The organism is Bacteroides sp. Phil13, from assembly GCF_001940965.1.
In the GTDB taxonomy this organism is placed as follows: Bacteria; Bacteroidota; Bacteroidia; order Bacteroidales; family Bacteroidaceae; genus Bacteroides; species Bacteroides intestinalis.
Map to the genome: position 1 here is coordinate 41,257 of NZ_MSHA01000087.1, position 23,040 is coordinate 64,296.

Here is a 23,040-nt window from a genome sequence, read left to right on the forward strand (position 1 = left end):
TAAATTTTACAATTATGTTGAAAAGAACTTTTGTAGTAGTTTTATTGATGGGTATGCTGTCAATAATGAAAATATTTGCTCAGGCAAACCATGATTTGGTCTTTCAAGCTTATCAAACCGGAAATTTAAGCTTTACGACCAAGGTTATTCAACCTCGTCCAGCTTCTTTTGGAATAGATATCGGGTCTATGGATAATAGTGTTACGATGGATGCACTGTTTATAACAGATGACAATTGTGCAGTTATTAATGTGCAGGTTAGCTGTCCTAAAGTAACCTCAACTTCGAAACTTAAAATTACAGATGGATACACATGTGAATATCTTATCCCATTTTCAGGGACTAATGCTAACTATTATGGTAAGATACCTTTGAGTAGCGGTAGCTCAACAAGGATATTGGTGACTGTTACTCCTTAATTGGATGTCATTTAAATAGTTGCTATGGGCTTGTGTTTGTATCGGCAGACGCAAGCCTTTAACTGTAATATTGAGAATACTGAATTATGTGGGTGGGAATTACTACTTATTTTATCCATTTTCTAATTTTAGCTTCAAAATGAGTTCAATAATTAAAAATGTATTTTGGAGAAAACTGATGTGCTTATCCATACTTTTTGCAAGTTGTTCTGGTGAATCAGAACCTGCTTGTATTCATCCGATATTTCCAGAAGTACCTTCAACCTTCATCTATCAGGTTGCCCAACTGACCATCAACACCGAAAACGGTACTCCTATTGTCTCAAAGGACAAGAAGGACTATGTGAACTGTACCCTCACCATTGATTCGGAAAAAGAAGAATGGGATTATACCGGAACAGGACGCATTCGCGGACGTGGAAACTCCACCTGGTTATGGTATCCTAAGAAACCTTATCGCATTAAGTTGGATAAAAAGTCGGAAATACTTGGACTGGCTACTGAAAAGGACTGGGTACTTCTTGCGAATTACCGTGATCCGACCCAAATGATGAATACTTTCGCATTTATTGCAGGTGAGAAGTTAGGTTTGCCTTATACCAATCACTCTCGTTATGTAGAAGTTACACTGAACGGTGAGTACATCGGACTCTATCAATTGACCGAACAGGTGGAACAGGGGAGTAGCCGCGTAGCGGTGAATGATGAACAGGGAATGCTGATTTCATTAGATGCGGATGATGGTCCGGAACTGAATCCGAACGGGGAAGACAACTTCTGGTCGACAGTTTACCGAATGCCCATTTGTGTGAAACATCCGGAAGACGCTACTGCCGCACAACTGAAAGCTGTGCAAGATGACTTTGCCCGCTTGGAACAGAGCATACATGAAGGCAATTATGAAGCAACTGCTCAACTGATGAATATCGCTTCGTTTATAGATTATATGATGATACAGGAATTGGTGTACAATGTGGAAGTAGATGCTCCACGCAGCATCTATATGCATAAGGATAAAAACGGTCTTTGGACCATGGGACCACTTTGGGATTTCGATGCGGGGTTTGATTTCGACTGGGGAACCATGTATACCGGACATAACTATTTCAACAGTTACAAAGAACTTGTATTAGGCACTGATCCGGTCAACCATACCGGAGGCTATCGCGTTCCGTCTTTCTTTACGGATCTTTTCAAAAGTAAACGTTTTGTGAGTGAATATAAGGCGCGTTGGGCGGAAATAAAGGGCGAGATTATGTGGGAATTCTGGGGAGATACGGATAATTTTGTCGTGTGTTGTTCTGATGCCATGAAGCGCAATGCCGAACGCTGGCCTATCGATAAAAATTATCAGATGGAAATTGCCCGGATGAAGCAATGGCTTCAACAGCATACCGACTATTTAGATACTGTAATTAAAAACTATCCGTCAGGAACAAAATAAAGATTATGAAGAAACATATCCTTTTATTTGCTTTTACTTTGTTTATAAGCTTCGGTTTGAAAGCACAAGAGGTGACGCCTGTCCCTATGCCTTCCGGTAAATCAATCTATATTCCTCGGGACTTGCAAAGCATGGATTTGCAAGACCTTGAAAGCAAGTGGAGCTACCGCCGCATGGCCTGCACCGAAAACTTCGTCATCTTCTGGGAAAAAGGCTTTGGGAACGATTTGTCCAACCCTCCACAGCTGGAAGGACATGATATGAAAGTTGATTTACCGAATCTGATGGGTAAGTTGGAGAGTTTTTACCGTTTCTTCCGTGATACACTGGAGTTTTCGCGTCCCGGTTCCAAGTGCGACAAGTATCGCATGATGGTGATGCTGAACTATTCCCTGGAAGGCACGGCATACGGTGGAGATTATGACGGAGAAATCGGTGCTTTATGGATTGCCCCAAACCGTGTGCAAGATAAGAAATTGAACTGCATCGCCCATGAATTGGGACATAGTTTTCAGGCACAGATCAGTTGCGATGGGCAGGGCGAAGCCTGGGGAGGATGCGGTTTCTTTGAAATGACTTCGCAATGGATGCTGTGGCAGGTTAATCCCGAATGGATTACTGATGAAAAATATCATTGGGATGCTTTCATGAAACTGACTCACAAGGCTTATCTCCACATGGAGAATATTTATCATTCACCTTACGTTTTGGAATATTGGGGCATGAAACGGGGACTTCCCATTATAGCCGAACTTTACCGCCAGGGAAAGCGGGGAGAAGATCCGGTTATCACCTACAAACGTTTGGCTGCTTTGAATCAGAAACAATTCTGTGACGAGATGTTTGATATTTACCGCCACTTTATCAACTGGGATTTTCCGCGCGTCTGGAAAGAAACACGTCCGTATGCCAATAAATATACTTCTCAGCTAATAGCTCAGCCGGATGGATGGTATGGGATAGCACCGGAGAATTGTCCTGAAAATTATGGATTCAATGCTATTCCTTTGGCTGTTCCTCAGCCGGGAGAGAAAGTGAAAGTGGAATTCTGCGGAGAAGCAGGAAAGGAAGGATATACTGCAATCCATACAGATAAGGCAGGTTGGCGTTATGGTTTTGTTGCTGTAACGGCAGAAGGTAAATCTATTTATGGCGAAATGGGCGATAATAGCGGGAAAAGTATTATTTTTACAGCTCCAAAAAATCAAACTCTGACCCACTTGTGGTTGGTTGTGATGGGAGCGCCGACGGAGCATTGGATGAATCCCGCTCCGGGAGAGAAAGATGCTCAATGGCCATATCGCATCAGGGTTACGGGAAGCAATCCTTTATAAACATACAGATAAATACGATGTCTGCAAAAGAAACATATATGAACCGATGAAAAACAGTACAAGTGCCGTTGTTTATGCCTGCATTGCAGTGCTTAGTTGGTCTACTGTAGCCACTGCTTTTAAGATAGCATTAACGCATCTTACTCATTTTGAGATGCTGCTGATAGCTAGTTGTACTTCATTAGTCATATTTGCCCTTTTGCTGACTTTCCAGAAGAAGTGGAGACTGGTGTCGGAACTTTCCGGTCGCCAATGGGGATATTTTGCATTGTTGGGATTGCTGAACCCTGTCGCTTATTATCTGGTGTTGTTCAAGGCTTATGATCTGCTACCTGCACAAGTAGCGCAGCCCATCAACTATGCATGGCCTGTTGTGCTGCTTATTCTGTTGGCCTTGTTTGCCCATCAGCCCATACCCCCGAAGAAATATATTGGCATGTTCATTTCACTGGGTGGAGTGGTACTTATTTCTGTAGGAACCGGGCAGTCGGGAGGTATGGATATACCCGTGCATGGCTTATTGTTGGCGGCATTGAGTGCTTTGCTGTGGGCCATGTATTGGATGATAAACAATAAGTTCAAAGATAAAACAGATGGTAGTATCGCTCTGTTTATGAGTTTCCTGTTCGGCACGGTTTATTTGTTGATAGGAGCTGTGGGAGTGGGGGTGCACCTTAATACATTGCCCGGTATCTTGTCGGGTATGTATGTCGGCGGGTTTGAAATGGGTATTCCTTTCATCTTTTTCAGCCTTGCCATGCGGAAAACATCCAATCCGGCACTGGTCAACCAGCTTTGTTACTTATCTCCCTTCTTGTCTTTATTCTTCATTGCAATCATATTGGGTGAACAGATTGTGTTTACAACTTACATCGGTCTTGCATTGATTGTAATGGGAATTATGTTCAATCAATATCTGGTGGAGAAATGAAAAAGATTGTCCTTGCTATAATAGCCGGTATTATTCCGTTGGTGCTTTCGGTAGCTTCTACTGATTTTTGGTTCCGCCATTTTTCCGTGGAAGATGGATTATCCTCCAACTCTGTGCGTGCTATTATGCAGGATAAATATGGCTTTATGTGGCTCGGTACGGATGACGGCTTGAACCGTTACGACGGCACTACTATAAAGGTTTATAATCTGAATCCGCAAGGGTCTAATGATTATATTTCTTCTCTTTACGACACTACAGACAATATCTGGATAGGGACAGAAGACGGTGTTTATATTTTTGATTATGAAACGGAAAGCTTTGAACCGTTCAAAGTATTGACAGCCCAAGGTGACAGCATTAAGAGCAATGTGAATCATATTGCAGAAGACAGAGACGGCAACTTGTGGTTCTCGACAGTAGGGCAAGGGATTTTCAAGTATAATATATCCAAGCACTATCTGGAACATTATGAATTTAAAGATGCCAATGGATTAATGGCGAGTGTGCTGATTGATAGTGAAAATCAGATCTGGGCAGTCACTAATTGGGGAAGTCCCACTGTGTCCAAGCTGAATAAGGCGGAGAATAAATTCGAACCTTTCCCTATCACTTACGAAGCGGGGCAATATGACTCAAATTCTCTGGTCATGCTCGAAGACTCTGAACATGCACTGTGGCTGGGAACATGGGAATGCGGTTTGCAGAAGATAGACAGATATACGGGTAAGGCAATCACTTATTTGCATCCGTCGGAAGGTAAGGGGGCTACACATATCCACTCTTTGATGGAATATGCTCCCCACCAACTATTGATAGGTTCGGATGACGGACTTTTGTTGTTTAATACCCTTACGTGTGAACATCAACTGTTCACGGAAGATGAAACAAACCCTTATTCATTATCCAATCGTTTTGTCTATCCTATCGTAAAAGACCGTGAGGGTGGAATCTGGGTCGGGACTTATTACGGTGGGGTGAATTATCTTTCGCCTAATACCGGGCAGTTTGAATGCTTTGCCCATTCGCGCTTTTACAACTCGGTGAACGGAACTGTTATCGGACGTTTTTGTGAAGACTCTTCTGGATATATCTGGATAGCCTCTGACGATGGAGGTCTGAGCCGCTTTGCTCCCAAGGATAAGCAATTCACTCATTATATGCCCGATGAGCACAGAAACAGTCTTTCTTACCATAATGTGCATGCTCTTTGTATGGATGATGACGATTTATGGATTGGTACCTATACGGGAGGAGTCAATGTGCTGAATACGAAAACAGGCACGTTCAGGGTATATACCACCAAAGGGGGCGATTTGACCACCCTTGACGGCACCAGTTCTTACGCCATCTTCCGTGACCGGGAGAAACGGATCTGGGTGACTTCTATGGCAGGAATAAACTTGTATAACCGTGAAGAAGACAATTTTATCCGTGTCAAAGACTTGGAATCGCTGACCATTGATATAGATCAGGATGCCGATGGTAACATCTGGTTTTCTACGCAAGGGAAGGGTTTGTTTAAGTATAATCCGGATAAAAAGACCTGGAAGAATTACGTGTACAGTAATACTCCCGGTGCATTGGTTAACGATCAGGTGAATTGTGTGTTGATAGATGGTAACGGAAATATGTGGGTGGGGACGATGAACGGGCTTTGCAAGTATGACGCTGGGGAAGACCGGTTTGAAGCGATACCTCTGGATATTCCCAGCCGTAACATCTGCGGTATAGTTGAAGATCAGCATGTGCTGTGGCTGACCACGACGAAAGGGCTGGTTCGTTACGCTCCCGGCGAGAGTTGTCAGGTCTTCACGCGTAGCGATGGTTTGCAGAGCGAACAATTCCTGCCTAATGCTGCTTTGAAGGCTTCCGACGGGAAGATATATGTCGGCTCGGTCAATGGCTTCAATGCCTTTTATCCTTATCAGATAAAAATGAATAAGGTGCTTCCACCGGTTGTTATCACAGGATTGGAAATCTTCAACAAGGAAATCAGGATAGGAGATAAGAAGTTGCCGAAAGCCCTGAACTGGATGGCGGAACTGGATTTGTCTTATAAAGACCATGTATTCAGTCTGCTCTATGCTTCATTGAGCTATTGTACACCCGAAAAGAACCAGTACGCCTATAAACTGGAAGGTTTTGATAAAGACTGGAATTATGTAGGTTCGCAGAATAAAGCTACTTATACCAACTTGCCTGCCGGAACATACGTCTTCAAGGTAAAAGCCACGAATAATGACGGTATTTGGAGTAATCAGGAAGCGAGCTTGAAAATAACCATTCATCCTCCTTTTTATTGGAGCACGGCTTCCAAGATTCTTTATTTCATATGGGTGTGCATAGCGCTGACCTTCTTTATCCGTTTCTTGTTGAAGCGGACGGAGAAGAAGCACACTGCGGAAATCAATCAACTGAATGTCAGTAAGGAGAAGGAAGTGCATGAAGCTAAGATTAAGTTTTTCACGATGATAGCTCACGAAATCCGCACCCCGGTTTCGCTTATCATCGGTCCTTTGGAGAAGATTATGAAATCGTCCATACCGATGCCTGCAGTGCTGAGGGACGATCTGAATATTATCGACCGCAATAGTCAGCGACTGCTGTTTCTGGTCAATCAGTTGCTGGATTTCCGTAAAGTGGAACAGGAAGGCATAACCATGAGATATGCTTCGCAGAACATCCGCCAGTTGTTACAGGCGGTTTGCGAGCGGTTCAAACCGTTTATCACCCAGCATGGTGCGCATCTGGAAGTGGAATATCCCGATGCTGATTTCACGGCTATGGTGGATAGTGAGGCGATCACCAAAATGATAAGTAACCTGCTGACGAATGCAAGCAAGTATACCAAGGATAAAGTTGTCCTCTCATGTATTGTTCAGCCGGAACAGCATACGTTTGTGGTGAAAGTGACAGATAATGGAATCGGTATCAGTAAAGAAGACCGTAAGAGAATCTTTAAGCCTTTCTTTCAGGCAATGGATAATAAACCCGGTACGGGTATCGGACTCAGCATTGTGAAGAGCATTGTGGAGTCGCATAACGGTTGCATAGAGGTGGAATCCGAAATCAATAAAGGTTCCTCTTTCATAGTGACGTTACCTATCGAACAAGTCGGGGCGGAGGTGCAGGAAGGGGAGGCAGGTGTTCTCAATCCGGCAATACCCGAGGATATCTTGTCGGAAACCTTGCCGGTGATGTCCTCTAAGAACAAACCGTTGATGTTGATTGTGGATGACAACGAAGAAATGCTGAACTTCCTTTCAAGCAGTTTCTCCGCCCAATATTCCATTCTGACGGCAGAAGACGGAATGGAGGCATTGGAGAAACTGAAGGAACATGAGGTTACCTTGATTGTGAGCGACTGGATGATGCCGCGCATGGATGGGGTGGAATTCTGCAAGGCTTTACGCGCCGACCAGTCCATCAGTCATATACCGTTTATTTTGCTGACTGCTAAAACAGATACGAACTCCAAAATAGAAGGTATGGACTGCGGGGCGGATGCTTATATTGAAAAGCCTTTCTCGGTGCAGTATCTGGAAGCATGTATTAAGAATCTGCTTGATCTGCGTAATTTGTTGCGTCAGAAATTCTCTAAAATGCCATTGGTACCGTTGAACAGTATTGCCAATAACTCTATGGATAATAAATTCCTTACCCGTATCAATGAGATTATAGAGCAAAACTTCTCAAATTCGGAACTGTCTGTTGATTTTCTGGCAGAAGAACTTTGCATCAGTCGTTCCGGATTATTTGCCAAAATAAAAACGCTGGCTAATGTTACTCCGAATGAACTGATTCAGATTGTGAGGTTAAAGAAAGCTGCTGCTTTGCTTTCAGAGAATAAATACCGGATTAATGAGATTTGCTATATGGTAGGTTTTAATAATCCATCTTATTTTGCCAAATGTTTCCAAAAGCAATTCGGTATCAAACCCGGAGAGTTTGTTAATGGAAAAGAGTAATTCTGTCAACAAATTCATTCTATCAATTTGTACTATCTTTTTCTTTTCATACTTTTGTAAGTTAATTAATATTTAAGAGTATGAATAAGAAATTACTTTTATCCTTATTTGCCCTTGTAGGTGTATCAGTCTGTCTTTCGGCAGCAGATGAAGCGCGTTTATTGCGCTTTCCGGCAACGAGCGGGAACGAGATTGTTTTCTCGTATGCAGGCGATTTGTATAGAGTGCCTGTCACTGGAGGAGAGGCGCAGCGCCTGACTTCGCATGTGGGTTACGAAATGTTCCCTCGTTTTTCACCCGATGGCAAAACGATTGCTTTTACCGGTCAGTATGATGGAAATACGGAAGTATACACCATCCCGGCAGTCGGTGGAGAACCACAACGCCTGACGTATACTGCAACGAATTCCCGTGATGACCTGGGCGATCGTATGGGACCTAACAATATTGTGATGACCTGGACACCGGATGGTAAACAGATCATTTATCGTAACCGTATCAGTGACGGTTTTTCCGGTAAGCTTTATTCTGTCAATCAGGAGGGTGGTATGCCCGAAATTATCCCTTTGCCCGAGGGTGGATTCTGTAGTTATTCTCCCGACGGCAAGCGACTGGCTTACAACCGTACCATGCGTGAATTCCGTACCTGGAAGTATTATAAAGGCGGTATGGCGGATGATGTCTGGATATACGATCCGGCAAAGAAATCAGTGGAGAATATAACGAATAATGTTGCTCAGGATATCTTCCCCATGTGGATAGGCGATGATATATTTTTCCTTTCCGACCGTGACCGCACCATGAATATCTTTGTTTATAATACGAAGACAAAACAGACGTCGAAGGTTACTAACTTTACCGAATATGATGTGAAGTTTCCGAGTGCTTCCGGCAATACCATTGTGTTTGAGAATGGCGGATATATCTATAAGATGGATGCTGCCACCCGTCAGCCCGAGAAAGTCAATATCAGTCTTGCTTCGGATAATATCTATGCACGCAGCGCCATAAAGAATGGAGCTAAGTATCTGACTGCCGCCAGCGCATCTCCCGACGGAGAACGGGTGGTGGTGACTGCTCGCGGAGAGGTCTTTAATCTGCCCTCAACCAAGGGTGTGACGAAAAATATAACCCGCACTCCGGGTGCCCACGAACGTAATGCACAATGGTCTCCTGATGGAAAATACATTGCTTATATCTCGGATGCTACCGGAGAGACAGAACTTTATCTTCAGGATGCAGTGGAAGGTAATCCGGTGCAGCTGACCAAGAATAATGATACGTATATCCGCTCTTTCGAATGGAGTCCGGACAGTAAGAAGATTGTTTATACCGACCGTCAAAATCGTATCAATCTGCTAGATGTAGCTTCACGACAGGTGACTATGCTATTACAAGACCCAATGGGGGAACCGCAGGATGTGACTTTTTCACCGGATAGCAAATGGTTGACCTATACCCGTGATGCAGACAATGAAATAACTGTTGTATATGTCTATGATATTGCTGGAAAGAAGGAATATCCGGTGACGGACAAGTGGTATAATTCTTCTTCACCGGTATTCAGTACGGATGGTAAGTATCTGATTTTCTCATCTGCCCGCGATTTCAACCCTACATACGGCTGGTTGGAATGGAACCATGTCTATAATAATATGTATGGAGTTTATCTTGCTTTGCTCTCGAAAGATACCCCGTCACCTTTTATACAGAAAGATGCCGGAATGAAGAACGACAGTGAGAGTGAGGCCCCGAAGGCTGCTGAAAAGACTGCCGGAAAGAAAGATGCGAAACAGGAAACAGTTTCTGCATCACTCGTCAAGTTTGATTCGGAAGGTATTATCGACCGTATCATCAAGCTTCCATTGTCGGCTTCTTATTATACTAATTTCTATTCAAACGGAAAGAAAGTATATTACTGGGGCAATGGCGGAACGAAGTTTTTCGATCTTGAAGGTCAGAAAGAAGAAACGGTTGCCGATGGTGCTATGATGACGGTTACTCCGGGTAGCCAAAAGGCTTTGTTCTACAAGGACAACAAGCTTTATGTAACCGCTATACCGGAAGGAGCGGCTAATCTGAGTACGCCTGTCAATATGGATAATATGTCCATTACGATAGATTATCCCAAGGAGTGGGCGCAAATCTTTGATGAGGCCTGGCGTGCTTATCGTGATGGCTTTTATCTGGAGAATATGCATGGTGTGGACTGGAAAGCGATCAAACAGAAATACTCTGTTCTACTGCCTTATGCAAAGACGCGTCTCGACCTGAACTATATCATTGGAGAGATGATTGGTGAGCTTAATTGCGGACACGCATACGTCAATCCGGGTGAAACGGATAAACCGGCACGTATCAAGACCGGTTTGCTGGGCGCTGAGGTATCGGCAGATAAGAGTGGTTTCTTCCGTTTGGATAAGATACTTCCCGGTGCTTCCTGGAGTAAGGAATTGCGCTCTCCGCTTACTGAACCGGGTATTGAGGCTAAGGCCGGGGAATACATTGTTGCCATTGACGGCATACCGACGAATACGGTGAAGAATATCTATGCTTTACTGGTAGGAAAGGCTGATGTGCCGACAGAAATCTCGCTGAACAGCAAACCGCAATTGGCAGGTGCAAGAAAGATTGTCATCAGTCCGCTGGAAAATGAATATCCTCTTTATCATTATAATTGGGTACAGAATAACCTGAAGAAGGTGGATAAGGCATCCAATGGACGTATCGGTTATATCTATATTCCTGATATGGGTCCGGAAGGTCTGAACGAGTTCTCCCGTTATTTCTATCCGCAGCTCGACAAGGAAGGTCTGATTATAGACGACCGTGCTAATGGTGGCGGTAATGTATCTCCTATGATTCTGGAACGTTTGTCTCGCGAACCTTATCGCTTGACGATGGGACGTGGTACGAAGCGTGTCGGTACTATACCCGATGCCGTGCAAGTGGGGCCGAAGGTTTGTCTGATTAATAAATATTCTGCTTCTGATGGTGATCTCTTCCCGTGGGGCTTCCGTGCATTGGGGCTTGGTAAACTAATCGGTACCCGCACCTGGGGTGGTATTGTAGGTATCAGCGGACCGTTGCCTTATATGGATGGTACGGATATCCGTGTTCCTTTCTTTACTAGTTATGATGCGAAAACAGGCCAGTGGATTATTGAAAATCATGGCGTCGATCCGGATATCTTGATTGATAACGATCCTGTGAAGGAGTGGAACGGTGAAGATGAACAACTCAATAAGGCTATCGAAGAAGTGATGAAAGAATTGCAGGATCGTAAGCCATTGCCGCCTGTTCCGGCTCCAAGAGATTTCAGTAAGTAGTCGGCAGTGCTACAAAAAAGTTTTGTGCGCATTTTATACATTCCTATATCCGTTGCGTACGTGGTAGATATATAGTCGATTAATGGGTATGGGAAAGAATACAGACAGGGTGTGGGAAAGTTTTATCCTACACCCTGTTTGTTATTTCTTCTATCCCGTTCCCTCTTTACCTTTATTCCTTGATAAAGACGTAAACTGATAACCTTCTTAGGAAAGAATCATACCTTTGTTCACTCCACACGGTAACTCCATTTACATGCCGAGGTAAAGGTCGTTACATACCGCGGTAAAGAGCGTTACAATAAGGGGTAAAGGACGTTACATCCCGGGGTAAATGCTTTTACATTATTGGGTAAATGAGATGTAAATGCTATCTGTTGATAATCAGAGATATATGCTGTTCTAAGTAACTTGGCTGATTTTATTTGAGCATAATTAACAAAATGCCATGCAGTCTTTTCCTCAATATCTCATTTCTATAACGTAGAAAAGTTATTTTAAATGTTTAATAGGAGGAACCACACTATGAAAATTAATTCTGTATTTAATAAAACACTTTTATTTGTTGGGGCCATAGTTTGTACTATAGGTTTGCAGTCCTGTTTGGACGATGATGATAACAATGCCTATTATTTGAGGTATCCTAATGCTCTTGTAACAGTGAAGGGTGCTGCCGACGATGCATTCTTCTTGCAGTTGGATGATAAGACGACCTTATTGCCAACCAATGTAAAAACTTCTCCTTTCGGGGACAAAGAAGTCAGAGCCTTGGTGAATTACAGTGAAGTGAATGAACCCAGTGGCGACTACACGAAAGCCGTGCATATAAACTGGATAGACAGTATCCTGACCAAGCCTATTGCACCGGATTTAGGGGAAGAAAATGATGAGGTATATGGCACAGACCCTGTAGAGATTGTGAATGATTGGGTAACTATCGCTGAAGATGGATATCTGACACTTCGTTTCAGGACTATATGGGGCGGTAGTAAAAAGCATTTCGTAAACTTGTTGTTGGGACAAAATCCGGAGAATCCTTATGAAGTAGAGTTCCGCCACAATGCGTATGGCGATACCTACGGAAGTGAAGGTGACGGCTTAGTAGCTTTTAAGTTGGACGAACTGCCTGATACGGAAGGTAAAACAGTTAAACTGAAATTGAAATGGAAGTCATTTAGCGGTGAAAAATCAGCCGAATTTGATTATTGTACGCGGAAGGCGGTTACATCGAGTGCAGCGGCTATTACAGCAGTAAGAAGCACTTTAGAATTGAGATAGTTTTCATAAGACTGTGATTGATAAGAGAAGGGCGCCATGAGCTTTGGCGTCCTTCTTTTTGTTGCAGTATTACAACAATTGACCTACCTGTTGAAGTCTGTTTCTAAGTTGTTTTATATCTACATTATGTACGTCAGGCGATTTGGATCTGCAGATTTGTCCGGCAGCTACACCTACAGCCTCTCCAGTCACCAGGCAAGGTGGCATTACACGCAGACTTCCATGTGCGTAATGATCGGTTGAAATACAACGGCCGGCTACAAAAACATTCTTTAATCCTATTGGAAGAAGGCTTCGGAAAGGAATTCCGTGCGATTCTCCTTTTCCGTATCTGGGATATGTTGTGGCATTGCTTTTATGTACATCGATATAATAGGCGTTACGACCAATGCCATCCTCAAATTCTTTGCGGGCTAACCAATCATCTAACGTGAAAGTATAATCACACTTGATGCGTCGACTTTCGCGGATTCCCATTAATGAAGCAGTACTTGCCAGATAAGAGGAAGCAAACACCTTAGGTTCATATTCGGCGAGTCCTTCCTGGAATTGTCGGGCTACTTTCCGGCCAGCCATCATGGCTTTCGAAAGAGAGACTGGATCTGTACTGTCTACTGTTACATGTCCTGCGTTGAACATCAGATATCCTGGTCCGGCGTATTTATCGTTGATATGATTGTCTTTTATCAGATTATATTTACCAGAATCGAGCATCTTATGAATAGGTCCGTCTTTTCGGCTGGTATGCACAGAGCCAACTAGTGAAAATTCGTAAGGGTCGATGTTGGATAAGGAAAAACAAAGAGTGCCTTGCTGAACATTTCCTTCTTCATCGCCCATATCAAAACCTGCACCGGCCCATGTTGCTAAATCACCATCGCCTGTGCAGTCGATAAACAGTTTTGCTTTGTAAGCAGTGAGTCCGGCTTTGTTGGCTACAACAATTGCATCTACCACTCCTTCCTGTTTCATCTCTACCGCGGCCATGGTGGAGAAGAATAACACAGAAACTCCTTCGGAAGTGACCAGATCGTCGTATACCGTTTTCAGATATTCCGTATTGATGGGTACCCAGTCGTTACCTTTGCTATGTGGAACTCCTTTTTTTGCCTCAAGGAAAACCCTTTCGGCAATTCCTCTGTAAATTATCTTTTCTTTATCCGTAAAGGGGCACCAGGCATTTAACAATCCTGATGTTCCCATTCCTCCTAACATTCCTGTTGATTCTATCAACAAAACCTTAGCACCTTCTCGTGCCGCTGCCGTTGCCGCTGCGCAACCGGAGGGACCACCTCCCACAACAATTACATCTCATTGGTCACCTGTTTTTATCATTCCTTTTTTTGAGGAAAGACTATTGCTCTCCTCTGTGGATGTTGTTGCTTGCATTATTCCCGGGATGGCTGCAGCTGCAGCAATCATTCCGGCCTTTTTCATAAAATCTCTTCTACTAGTCATATAAGCTATTTATTTTTATGATACTGTGTTATCCGCCGTTTTTTTACGCTGATCTGATTTCACTATGATTTCACTGATGTGTAAAAACAAAAAAAGACCGCCAAGAGTGGAAGCCTCCTAACAGTCTAAATCTTCATCTTGTAGCGGGACCCGGGATTGAACCGGGGACCTCATGATTATGAATCATGCGCTCTAACCAGCTGAGCTATCCCGCCATCGTTTCTCGATTGCGGGTGCAAAGATATAGCTTTTCTTGAAATCTCCAAAACTTTTGCGAATTTTTCTGTGCTTTTCTTTTCTCCTCCTGGTTCTGATGCGATGTTTTTCCATTTTCTCTCCTCCTATTTGTCAGATTAATAGTAGATTAATGTATTTGTTGACCTTTTTATACTAATTTTGCAGGATAATATGTTTGATGAACTATGAATAAAAAAGGCGGAACTGCGGAACCCGGTAGATTAATATGTTTGTGGATAGGTACTTTCATCTGTACTATGGTTACGGGGGTATATGTCTATATCTTCTATAATAGCTATAAAGAACAGATACCGGAATGGAATGCATTGGCGAAAGAGACATTCGTGGAGGCACTGAATCTGGAGGTGCAGAAGCGAGGGGACATTGTTGTGCCATTTGTGGTTGGTGATTCTCCTGAAGTGAAAACATTGGAAACCCCATTCAAAAGTCCTGTGACTTTGGCGAGCAAGTATGGAACGCATAGCTATGAAATACCGCGTGTGAAATTTGATAATAGTCTTATTAAAGATACCGAAAGGAGAATGTTGCTCAGCTATGTACTTGAGAAACACCCTTTGGATGCGGATGCGTTGAATTTATTTTGGGATAGTCTGTTGGTCGAGAAATCTGTAGCGGCTAATACCGGTATTCGTCTTTCAACTACTGATTTATTGAAGAAGACTTCCACCGTTTACTCTTCCGATAGCATAAAAGTGCTACAGGGAGATAGCCTGTTGTCTCGCTATATAGGATTTCGTTGTGAAGTGGGGGTAACGGGTTTTGTTTCTTATGACTGGTGGCGGGTGTTAAAAGTATGGCCGCCCATAACAACATTACTTTTGCTTTGGCTTTGTTTTTTTCTTCTTCTTTTATATTATAAACAGATTTCTTCCTTCTTGCAGCAAAGACTGGTGAAAAAGGAAACAGTTGTCTGTATTCAAGAGAAAAAGATAATTGTTGAAAGGAAAATGCATTTGGAGGAAGAGCCAGGGCAAACCGGATTATATGAATTGGCTGACGGGACTATTCTGGATTCAGAAAAAGGCATCCTGTTGAATGGAGAAAAGACGAGGCAACTCCGGCCTCAAGTAATCGTCTTGTTGAAGCTCTTTCTACGGACTGAAAATTATCGACTGACCGCAGAAGAAATTATTGAGAAACTGTGGCAAGGGAGGGGAAATCAGAATAGACTTTATGCTGTTATTCATCGTTTGCGTGAATCATTGGAAGGTATTTCTTCTCTTATCGTGGAATATAAAGATGAACATTATTGTTTGAAAATGCCCCATTCCATCGAAGAAAATACTGAAAAAGGATAAAAAACAGCCTTACCGATGCTTACCAAAAGGTCTTCAAGTAAAGTTGGTAAGTCGTTGTAAGTCAAAATAGTTGGTCTGATACAAAATTCCGTCTACCTTTACGGATAAATATGAGGCAACTTTGTTTGTATGCTTCATACGGATATCTAATATAAATGTAGTAGAATATGAAAAACAAAATCAAAATTGCTGTAATCAGTTTGTGCGCAGTTAGCTCAATAACTGTTTTTTGTAGTCAGAAATCTTCCGGTAAACAAATGGATGATTTGCTATTGAAGAATGTAGAAGCTTTAGCTTGGGGTGAAGGAGGAGGATATACTAGTTGTTTTGGTGTAGGTAGTGTTGATTGCCCTACTACTCAATATAAAGTTGAATATGTAATGAGTGGTTATAGCCTTGAAGACCTCTACTAATATATTATTAGTGTTTCTTTTCATGGCTTGTACTTCCGTGCCTGATGAGAGAATGACGTCCTATGCTGATTTTCCTGAAACAAGAGAATTGACAGCCCGGACTTTGTCATTGGATTCAGCTTTGTTTCGTTATCCTTATAGGGTACGTATACAGGACGACAAGGGTGTAGTGCTTGATTTACATGGAACGGAATATTTCTTCCATGCCTTTCACTATCCCGGCTTTCATTATTTGTCCTCTTTCGGCAAGCGAGGTGATGCTCCCGAAGAGATGCTTTCAGCCGAAAATCTTCGATGGAATGGGAACTTTTTGTGGACACTTGATTCCAATAAGTCTGAATTAACCCGGTTAGGTTTTGCTTCATCCGGTGACTCATTGCTTCGGTTGGAAGCCGTGAGTCTGGATGAAGAACTGCTTCGGGCACTGGACTTTGTGCAATACGATGATTCCACCTTTATTATTCCTGACTATTCAGGTGACAGTCGCTTCTGTTTGGTAAGTCGGCAGGGTAAGTTACTCCGTAAAATAGGGACTATTCCCACTGCCAATGAGGATGCCTTGAAGAGTGCCCGTCCTGCTTTAGCGCAGGCGTGGCGAAGTTTCATTGATTACAATCCTCGTAATGGAGTGCTGGCAGCAGTTACTCAATTGGGTGAAGTTCTTGAAATTTATAATCTGAAAGATAGTACGCATATCGTACGTATTGGCCCTAATGGCGAACCGGAGTTTCAGATAGCCCAAGGTTATGGCATACCGACCGGTATCATGGGGTTCAGTGATATACAAGTGACAGATAGTGCTATTTATGTTGTCTTTCAAGGACGTGCATTTAAGGATATTATGCAGAAAGCGAAGCAAGGTATTAATTTACCGGATGGTGGACAATATATTTATGTATTCAGTTTGGAGGGTAAACCGCTTCGGAAGTACGTGTTGGATCACTATATTCATGGGATTTCAGTAGATGAGCAGAAGGGCGTTATAATAGCTACGGATGTGAATAAGGATGAGCCGATAATAGAATATCGTTATCATTCTGCTGCAAAGGAAAAGACTCACTTAGTGAGAATAAAAAATAAACCGGTTTTAAGCTATGACGACAGCGTGATGTGAAATGATCTCAGCGAGATATTCTGTATCTTGCTTCTCTGAAGCACAATATTGGTTTGTGCTTGATATTGATAATTGAACGTGTTTTTGATTGAAAAACAATTTTATAATGAAGAGGTTTTTGAAATATGCTTTTGTTGCAGCATTTGCAACAAAAGCGGGTTACGGGGGCTATGCTTCACAGAAATCTGATACTATGTCTGATTTGGCTTTGGCTAATGTGGAGGCATTGGCCTCATCTGGTGAAACGACGAGCTATTATCGTTATAGTCATCTTTCACAAAATGAGTGTAAATTTAGTAATGACAATAATAGACCTGTCTGCTATGCATCCTCTTATTGTCAGTAGAATGAGCTTGAGGAGTCATTTCCTTCTCTTAGTTTGTTTTTCCTTTCTTGTTTCCTGCCAGTTTGCAGGAAATAAGAAAGAAATTGGTAACAAGGAGGAGGTGCAATTTAATGTAAAAGAAGTAGTTGTACCGTCTTCCGATGTCCTCAATTTGAAATCTTACTATTTGTCGTTTGTCTATCAGTCTGACTCTTTGCAAATGTTGTATGGATATAATTATAAGATTCACGGGCTGGATTGCTTCAACTTAAAGAATATGCAATCATCTCAAATTACATTCTTGGGAGATGGTAATTCGGCTGTAGTGCGTCCGGTGACGGGATTGTATGTACAATCGCTTGATTCTATTTGGATTTATGACGGTTCGCAACGGGCTTTATTGTTGGATCGGCAGGGACAACTTTTAAACGCAGTTAACTTGCGTGATGGCTTGACATCTAATGAACAGGTATTGATAGATTGTAACTTTGCAATTTCCACTTCTAAATTGTATTATGACGGACAGCATAAATCGTTGCTTTATGGCATCCAGGATACTTCCACTTCTCCCTATTCTTTTAAGGTGCGTGAGGCGTCTTTGAATGGTTCATTTCCTTCGGTGACGTATTTGTTGCAATCCTCTGTTTCTGTCTCTGATGTAAGCGGTGGCGATTATGGTAATATGAGCGGGATAAATATTTCATTTAGTGATGATGATATCCTTTATAACTACCCTGTGGAATCGCATGTGTATGTATTGGATCGCAGAACAAAGCAAACGAAAGTAGTAGATGCGGATAGCCGTTTTACAAAGAATGTAGCTGGGAAATGTCGATCACGGAGTGATTATTTGCAGTGGATAAGGCATGCGGTAGAAAATCCTCATTTTTATGATGTTATGTATCTTCCTGAAAAAGAGATGTATGTACGTCTGCATTTAGGGGAGCATACTTTTGACGCAACGTTGGATGCGGATGCTCTCATGGATGACCGTAATTTGTATCTTACCCTTTTTGATAAGGAACTTAATGTAGTAGGTGAAAGTCGTTTAGCTGTTCATCGGTATAATTATTATACAGCATGGACTGCCATGGGTAAAGGGATTCTTGTATTTGTAGATAACTTGATGTCTTCTGCAACTAAGACGGATAAGTTGGAAATGGATATCATAGAGGTGCCTCTAAAAACGGAAAACGGGGATGAATGTAAACTTGTAAGTTTGAATTAGGGTTTGTTCATTATCATAACTATGGGTGTGAATAAGTCGTTTTTTTGAATTGCTTTTGTTCCAGTATTTGTGGCAATTGCGGGTTATAGTATTTATACTTCGCAGAAGTCTGACGCTATGTCTGATTTGATGCTGGCTAATGTGGAAGCATTGCCTTGTGATGAAAGTGGTGTAATTTGCCGTACGAATGCCGGTTATTCTGCAATATGTAATATTTATGATACTGGTGCAATTTGTCCTTGTGGTTTCTAATTGCCCATATAGAATAATACTATTAATCCAGAGAATATTTTAAAGTGGATACTAAATAACTATCTGAGTACTTGCTTTAATACATTCTCACAAAATAAAATGAGAGTAATATGAGGAAAATATTGTTATTTTTATCGTTTTGTATTCTTATTTCGTGTAAGAATGAGAAGTCTTCAAATTTATATTCTTATAATTTGAAAGCAACAGGCTCTGTTAAAAGTTTTACTTTAGATTCGGATGTACGGTACAATGCTTTTTATTTATATACGTTTAAAGACGATAAAGGAAAGGAGTACCTCTCTTTTTTGAATTATCGAACCAATCAAATACTTTTTTATGACTTAAAAACGACTGATTTTCTTTTTAAGTTGGATTTGGATTCTGAAGGTCCTAATGGAATCGTTCAAGCGTCAGGCTTTTATATTAAGGATTTTGATAATATATATATGTCTTCTTATGCTTATTCCGGATTGATAAGAGTAGATACGAGTTCCCATATTGTTCAAAAGATTCCTTACGGTACTACAGATAAAGGGTATAATGTAGTCCCCTCTTATACTCCTTCTTCGCACCCATATATACCGCCTATCATTATTGATGGGAAAATATATATTACCCAACAAAATGCGGTGCAATTTTCTCCGGCAACAAAAACTCCTCTCAGCGTAGCGATTGATACAGTTCAAAAAAAGTGTGAGGGACTTCCGTTAACTTATGGTATTTTGACTGATGAAGAGTTACGGGCGAATGATACTGGATTCAGTCGTATATTTAACGGTGAGGACTTTGTATATTCATTTTATGTAAATGAGGACATTATAATTGCGTCAGTTGATCATTCTAAAGTGAGAAGAATTAAAGTAAAAAGTAAATATATTGAATCTCCGACAGGAATACAGGAGCGCTCTGAACAAGGACCGAAACTTAATCTGGAATTAGCACGTTATGGTGATTTGGTGTATGATCCATATAGGGAAGTCTATTATCGGTTTGTTTATCCAAAAACGTCTCTGGAGGATAATATTCGTTGGTGGGGAAAATCTGTCTACGGAAGGAAACTTTTTTCAGTTATTATATTAAATAAAGAGTTTGAAATCATAGGAGAAACGTTGTTTCCGGAAGCTATATATAATTCTTATGTCTTCTTTGTTCATAAAGACGGGTTGTATATAAGCCGTGATTATCAAATGCTGTATGGACAGTCTGAAGATTATATGACTTTTGAATTGTTTAATCTTGTGGAAGGAGATGTGTAGCCGGCTAATGTGGAATATAATGGTGGTTGATTAATATCATAGCTTATGAAATTAGTATTATATCTTTTGGCGATTTTATTCTGTGGTGCATGTACCTCAAGGGAAAAATAAGCGAATTATTATGAATATGGACGACGAATATCAATTTGCTTATCTTGATCTTGAAAAATACATTAGCAATTAGAAAATTAGGATATGGTTAATTTTGATTGGTATGAACTTTAGATACTTTATTATTCGAAATAGATGTTTTATATAGAGAATGAAGAACAGCGGTTTGTAGGATGCGAATAAAAAAGTCGTATTCTTTTTTGTAATTAGAAAAAAGTCTCTATCTTGGCACCGCAATAAAAAGCAAATATGAACTATGGAAAGACAGAAAATTCATCGGGAATACCTCTTGAATGCAACTTCTAAAAGCATTCTTTGGTCCGCGATAAGTACCCCCACCGGTTTGGAGGGCTGGTTTGCAGACAGGGTGCAGTCGGACGATAAAGTTGTCACTTTCTTCTGGGGAAAGACAGAACATCGTGACGCAGAGATTATAGCTGTGCGGGCTTTCTCTTTTATTCGTTTCCGTTGGTTGGATGATGAATATGAACGGGAATACTTTGAATTAAAGATGACAAACAATGAACTGACCAATGATTTTGTGTTGGAAGTAACAGACTTCACTGCTGCGGATGAAGCGAACGATTTACGTGAATTATGGGACTCTCAGGTAGAGACTCTACGGAGAACGTGCGGTTTTTAGTTAACTTTGATATAAAAATTTTCCACACTCCCTTTTTTATGCTAATTTTGTGTCTTCATTGCATGAAACGAGTAAAATGCTGCGCATAAAAAAGTTAGATATATTTATATTAAAGAGCTTCTGTACGCTCTTTATGGGCACTTTCTTCATTTGCCTTTTCATCTTCATGATGCAGTTCCTATGGAAGTATGTTGATGAGATGGTGGGAAAAGGATTGGAAATGAGTGTCCTTGCACAATTTTTCTTTTATTCTGCCCTGACATTAGTGCCAGCTTCGTTGCCATTGGCTATCTTGTTGGCAGCACTTATCACTTTCGGTAATTTTGGAGAACGTTTTGAGCTACTTGCTATGAAAGCGGCAGGTATCTCGCTACTTAAGATTATGCGCCCATTGATTGTGTTTATCATTTTCATATGTGGCGTTTCTTTTTATTTCCAAAATGTAATAGGACCAAAGGCACAGACTAAGTTATGGACATTACTAATCTCCATGAAACAGAAGTCCCCGGAATTGGATATACCGGAGGGAGTGTTTTATGATGAGATAGATGGATATAACCTGTACGTGAAGCACAAGAACCGTAAGACGGGTATGCTTTATGATGTATTGATCTATAATTTTGAGAAAGGTTTCGAAAATGCTCAGATTATTAAATCCGATTCCGGTCGTCTGGAAATGACGGCAGATAAGCAGCACTTATATCTGCATCTTTATAATGGAGAGCAATTTGAGAACCTGAAGTCTCAGAATATGAATCAGAAGAATGTACCTTACCGTCGGGAAGCGTTCCGGGAGAAACATGCTATCATTGAGTTCAACTCCGATTTTAATATGGTGGATGCCGGTATCATGAGTAGCCAGTCCAACAGTAAGGATATGGCGATGTTGCAAGCGGGTATCGATTCTATGACAGTGCAGAATGACAGTGTAGGACGTGCTTATTTCAAGGAAGCCATGAATGGTACCTATAAGATCACGGCAGACCTGAAGAAAGCAGATACTTTGAAAATAGAGCAGGCGCATTTGGGAGAATACAATGTAGACAGTCTTTTCAATGTAGCTACCTTGGCGCAGAAACAGAAGATTATATCTACTGCTGTGAGCCGTGCGGAAAGTGCGGGAAGTGATTGGAGTTTCAAGAGCTACAACATTATACAGACAGATACCAGCCTTCGACGGCACATGACGTCCTGGCACGAGAAGTTAACGCTATCGGTGGCATGTCTTATATTTTTCTTTATCGGTGCCCCGTTGGGTGGAATTATCCGTAAGGGAGGTTTGGGAATGCCGGTTGTGGTGTCCGTGCTTATCTTTATTATCTATTATATTATTAATAATACGGGCTATAAAATGGCACGTGACGGTCAGTGGATTGTATGGATGGGTATGTGGACAAGTACGGCTATCTTGGCTCCATTGGGCGCGTTCCTTACTTATAAGTCTAATAATGACTCTGTGGTACTGAATGCCGATGCTTATATTAACTGGTTCAAGAAGATTGTAGGTATCCGTAGTGTACGTCATCTGTTCCGTAAGGAAGTAATTATACATGATCCTGATTATACCCATCTGCCAGCTGATTTGCAGGCATTGTCTGCTGATTGTCGTGCATACGCTGAGAGGAAAGCTTTGAAGCGTGCTCCTAATTATTTTAAATTATGGATGACAGATTCCAATGATGAGGAGATAGAAAACATAAATGATCGTTTGGAGAAATTGGTAGACGAAATGTCCAACACCAAATCCGTTCATTTGCTGAATGCGTTGAATAATTATCCTATTATTTCTGTTCACGCTCATTTGCGCCCTTTCCGTAATTATTGGTTGAATATGGTTTGCGGCTTGGTGGTACCTGTAGGATTGTTTTTCTATTTCCGCATCTGGGCATTCCGTATCCGGTTGAATAAAGATATGGAGCGGATTATAAAAACCAATGAAGATGTTCAAAAGATAATAGAAACTAATCTGAAATAACCT

At 41.6% G+C, this 23,040-nt stretch carries 16 protein-coding genes, 1 tRNA gene and 1 pseudogene; 16 read left to right on the plus strand and 2 right to left on the minus strand.

From position 1 onward, the window contains the following. The first annotated feature begins 14 nt into the window (after window positions 1-14). The 7 genes from BWI44_RS17720 (at window position 15) to BWI44_RS17750 (ending at window position 12,706) form a co-directional block, all read left to right on the plus strand. Complete coding sequence (locus BWI44_RS17720) at window positions 15-419, plus strand: hypothetical protein (RefSeq protein WP_195208829.1); 405 nt, start codon at window positions 15-17, stop codon at window positions 417-419. A gap of 139 nt (window positions 420-558) precedes the next feature. Beyond that, window positions 559-1,863: a CotH kinase family protein gene (locus BWI44_RS17725; protein WP_138291064.1), complete on the plus strand. Its 1,305-nt coding sequence runs from the start codon at window positions 559-561 to the stop codon at window positions 1,861-1,863. Between the two features lie 5 nt (window positions 1,864-1,868). Further along, window positions 1,869-3,197 carry a DUF6055 domain-containing protein gene (locus BWI44_RS17730; protein ID WP_195208830.1) on the plus strand — a complete coding sequence of 443 codons (1,329 nt, stop codon included), beginning with the start codon at window positions 1,869-1,871 and terminating at the stop codon, window positions 3,195-3,197. A gap of 46 nt (window positions 3,198-3,243) precedes the next feature. After that, window positions 3,244-4,128, plus strand: a complete 885-nt coding sequence (locus BWI44_RS17735; protein WP_195208831.1) for a DMT family transporter — start codon at window positions 3,244-3,246, stop codon at window positions 4,126-4,128. After that, on the plus strand, window positions 4,125-8,099 hold the full coding sequence (locus BWI44_RS17740) for a hybrid sensor histidine kinase/response regulator transcription factor (RefSeq protein ID WP_195208832.1): 3,975 nt from the start codon (window positions 4,125-4,127) through the stop codon (window positions 8,097-8,099). The genes BWI44_RS17735 and BWI44_RS17740 overlap by 4 nt, the downstream gene beginning before the upstream one ends. A gap of 80 nt (window positions 8,100-8,179) precedes the next feature. Continuing rightward, window positions 8,180-11,428: a S41 family peptidase gene (locus tag BWI44_RS17745; protein WP_195208833.1), complete on the plus strand. Its 3,249-nt coding sequence runs from the start codon at window positions 8,180-8,182 to the stop codon at window positions 11,426-11,428. 525 nt (window positions 11,429-11,953) lie between these two features. After that, window positions 11,954-12,706: a NigD1/NigD2 family lipoprotein gene (locus BWI44_RS17750; RefSeq protein ID WP_195208834.1), complete on the plus strand. Its 753-nt coding sequence runs from the start codon at window positions 11,954-11,956 to the stop codon at window positions 12,704-12,706. 69 nt (window positions 12,707-12,775) lie between these two features. Here BWI44_RS17750 and BWI44_RS17755 read toward each other — a convergent pair. Beyond that, window positions 12,776-14,164, minus strand: a pseudogene (locus tag BWI44_RS17755) (FAD-dependent oxidoreductase). A gap of 141 nt (window positions 14,165-14,305) precedes the next feature. Further along, window positions 14,306-14,379 (minus strand) — tRNA-Met (locus BWI44_RS17760). Window positions 14,380-14,586: 207 nt separating this feature from the next. On the opposite strand from BWI44_RS17760, the gene BWI44_RS17765 reads away from it, so the two are divergent. The 9 genes from BWI44_RS17765 (at window position 14,587) to BWI44_RS17805 (ending at window position 23,037) form a co-directional block, all read left to right on the plus strand. Then, window positions 14,587-15,720, plus strand: coding sequence for a winged helix-turn-helix domain-containing protein (locus BWI44_RS17765; RefSeq protein ID WP_195208835.1), 1,134 nt, complete (start codon window positions 14,587-14,589; stop codon window positions 15,718-15,720). A 167-nt stretch (window positions 15,721-15,887) separates the two neighbouring features. Then, window positions 15,888-16,133, plus strand: a complete 246-nt coding sequence (locus tag BWI44_RS17770; RefSeq protein ID WP_021967964.1) for an NVEALA domain-containing protein — start codon at window positions 15,888-15,890, stop codon at window positions 16,131-16,133. A gap of 22 nt (window positions 16,134-16,155) precedes the next feature. After that, window positions 16,156-17,247: a BF3164 family lipoprotein gene (locus tag BWI44_RS17775; RefSeq protein WP_229036111.1), complete on the plus strand. Its 1,092-nt coding sequence runs from the start codon at window positions 16,156-16,158 to the stop codon at window positions 17,245-17,247. 106 nt (window positions 17,248-17,353) lie between these two features. Continuing rightward, on the plus strand, window positions 17,354-17,593 hold the full coding sequence (locus BWI44_RS22400) for an NVEALA domain-containing protein (RefSeq protein ID WP_195208836.1): 240 nt from the start codon (window positions 17,354-17,356) through the stop codon (window positions 17,591-17,593). Continuing rightward, a complete protein-coding gene (locus tag BWI44_RS17785) occupies window positions 17,529-18,800 on the plus strand; it encodes a DUF4221 family protein (protein ID WP_229036112.1) in 1,272 nt (423 codons plus the stop codon). The genes BWI44_RS22400 and BWI44_RS17785 overlap by 65 nt, the downstream gene beginning before the upstream one ends. A gap of 117 nt (window positions 18,801-18,917) precedes the next feature. Then, window positions 18,918-19,052 (plus strand): hypothetical protein, encoded by a 135-nt coding sequence (locus tag BWI44_RS22330; protein WP_479680268.1) that lies wholly within the window; start codon window positions 18,918-18,920, stop codon window positions 19,050-19,052. Between the two features lie 110 nt (window positions 19,053-19,162). Continuing rightward, on the plus strand, window positions 19,163-20,308 hold the full coding sequence (locus tag BWI44_RS17795) for a DUF4221 family protein (protein WP_195208837.1): 1,146 nt from the start codon (window positions 19,163-19,165) through the stop codon (window positions 20,306-20,308). A gap of 367 nt (window positions 20,309-20,675) precedes the next feature. Next, the gene (locus BWI44_RS17800; protein WP_007660227.1) at window positions 20,676-21,062 is read left to right on the plus strand and encodes an START-like domain-containing protein; all 387 of its coding nucleotides are present in this window, start codon (window positions 20,676-20,678) and stop codon (window positions 21,060-21,062) included. A gap of 76 nt (window positions 21,063-21,138) precedes the next feature. Next, window positions 21,139-23,037, plus strand: a complete 1,899-nt coding sequence (locus tag BWI44_RS17805; RefSeq protein ID WP_138291076.1) for an LptF/LptG family permease — start codon at window positions 21,139-21,141, stop codon at window positions 23,035-23,037. The last annotated feature ends 3 nt before the right edge of the window (window positions 23,038-23,040 follow it).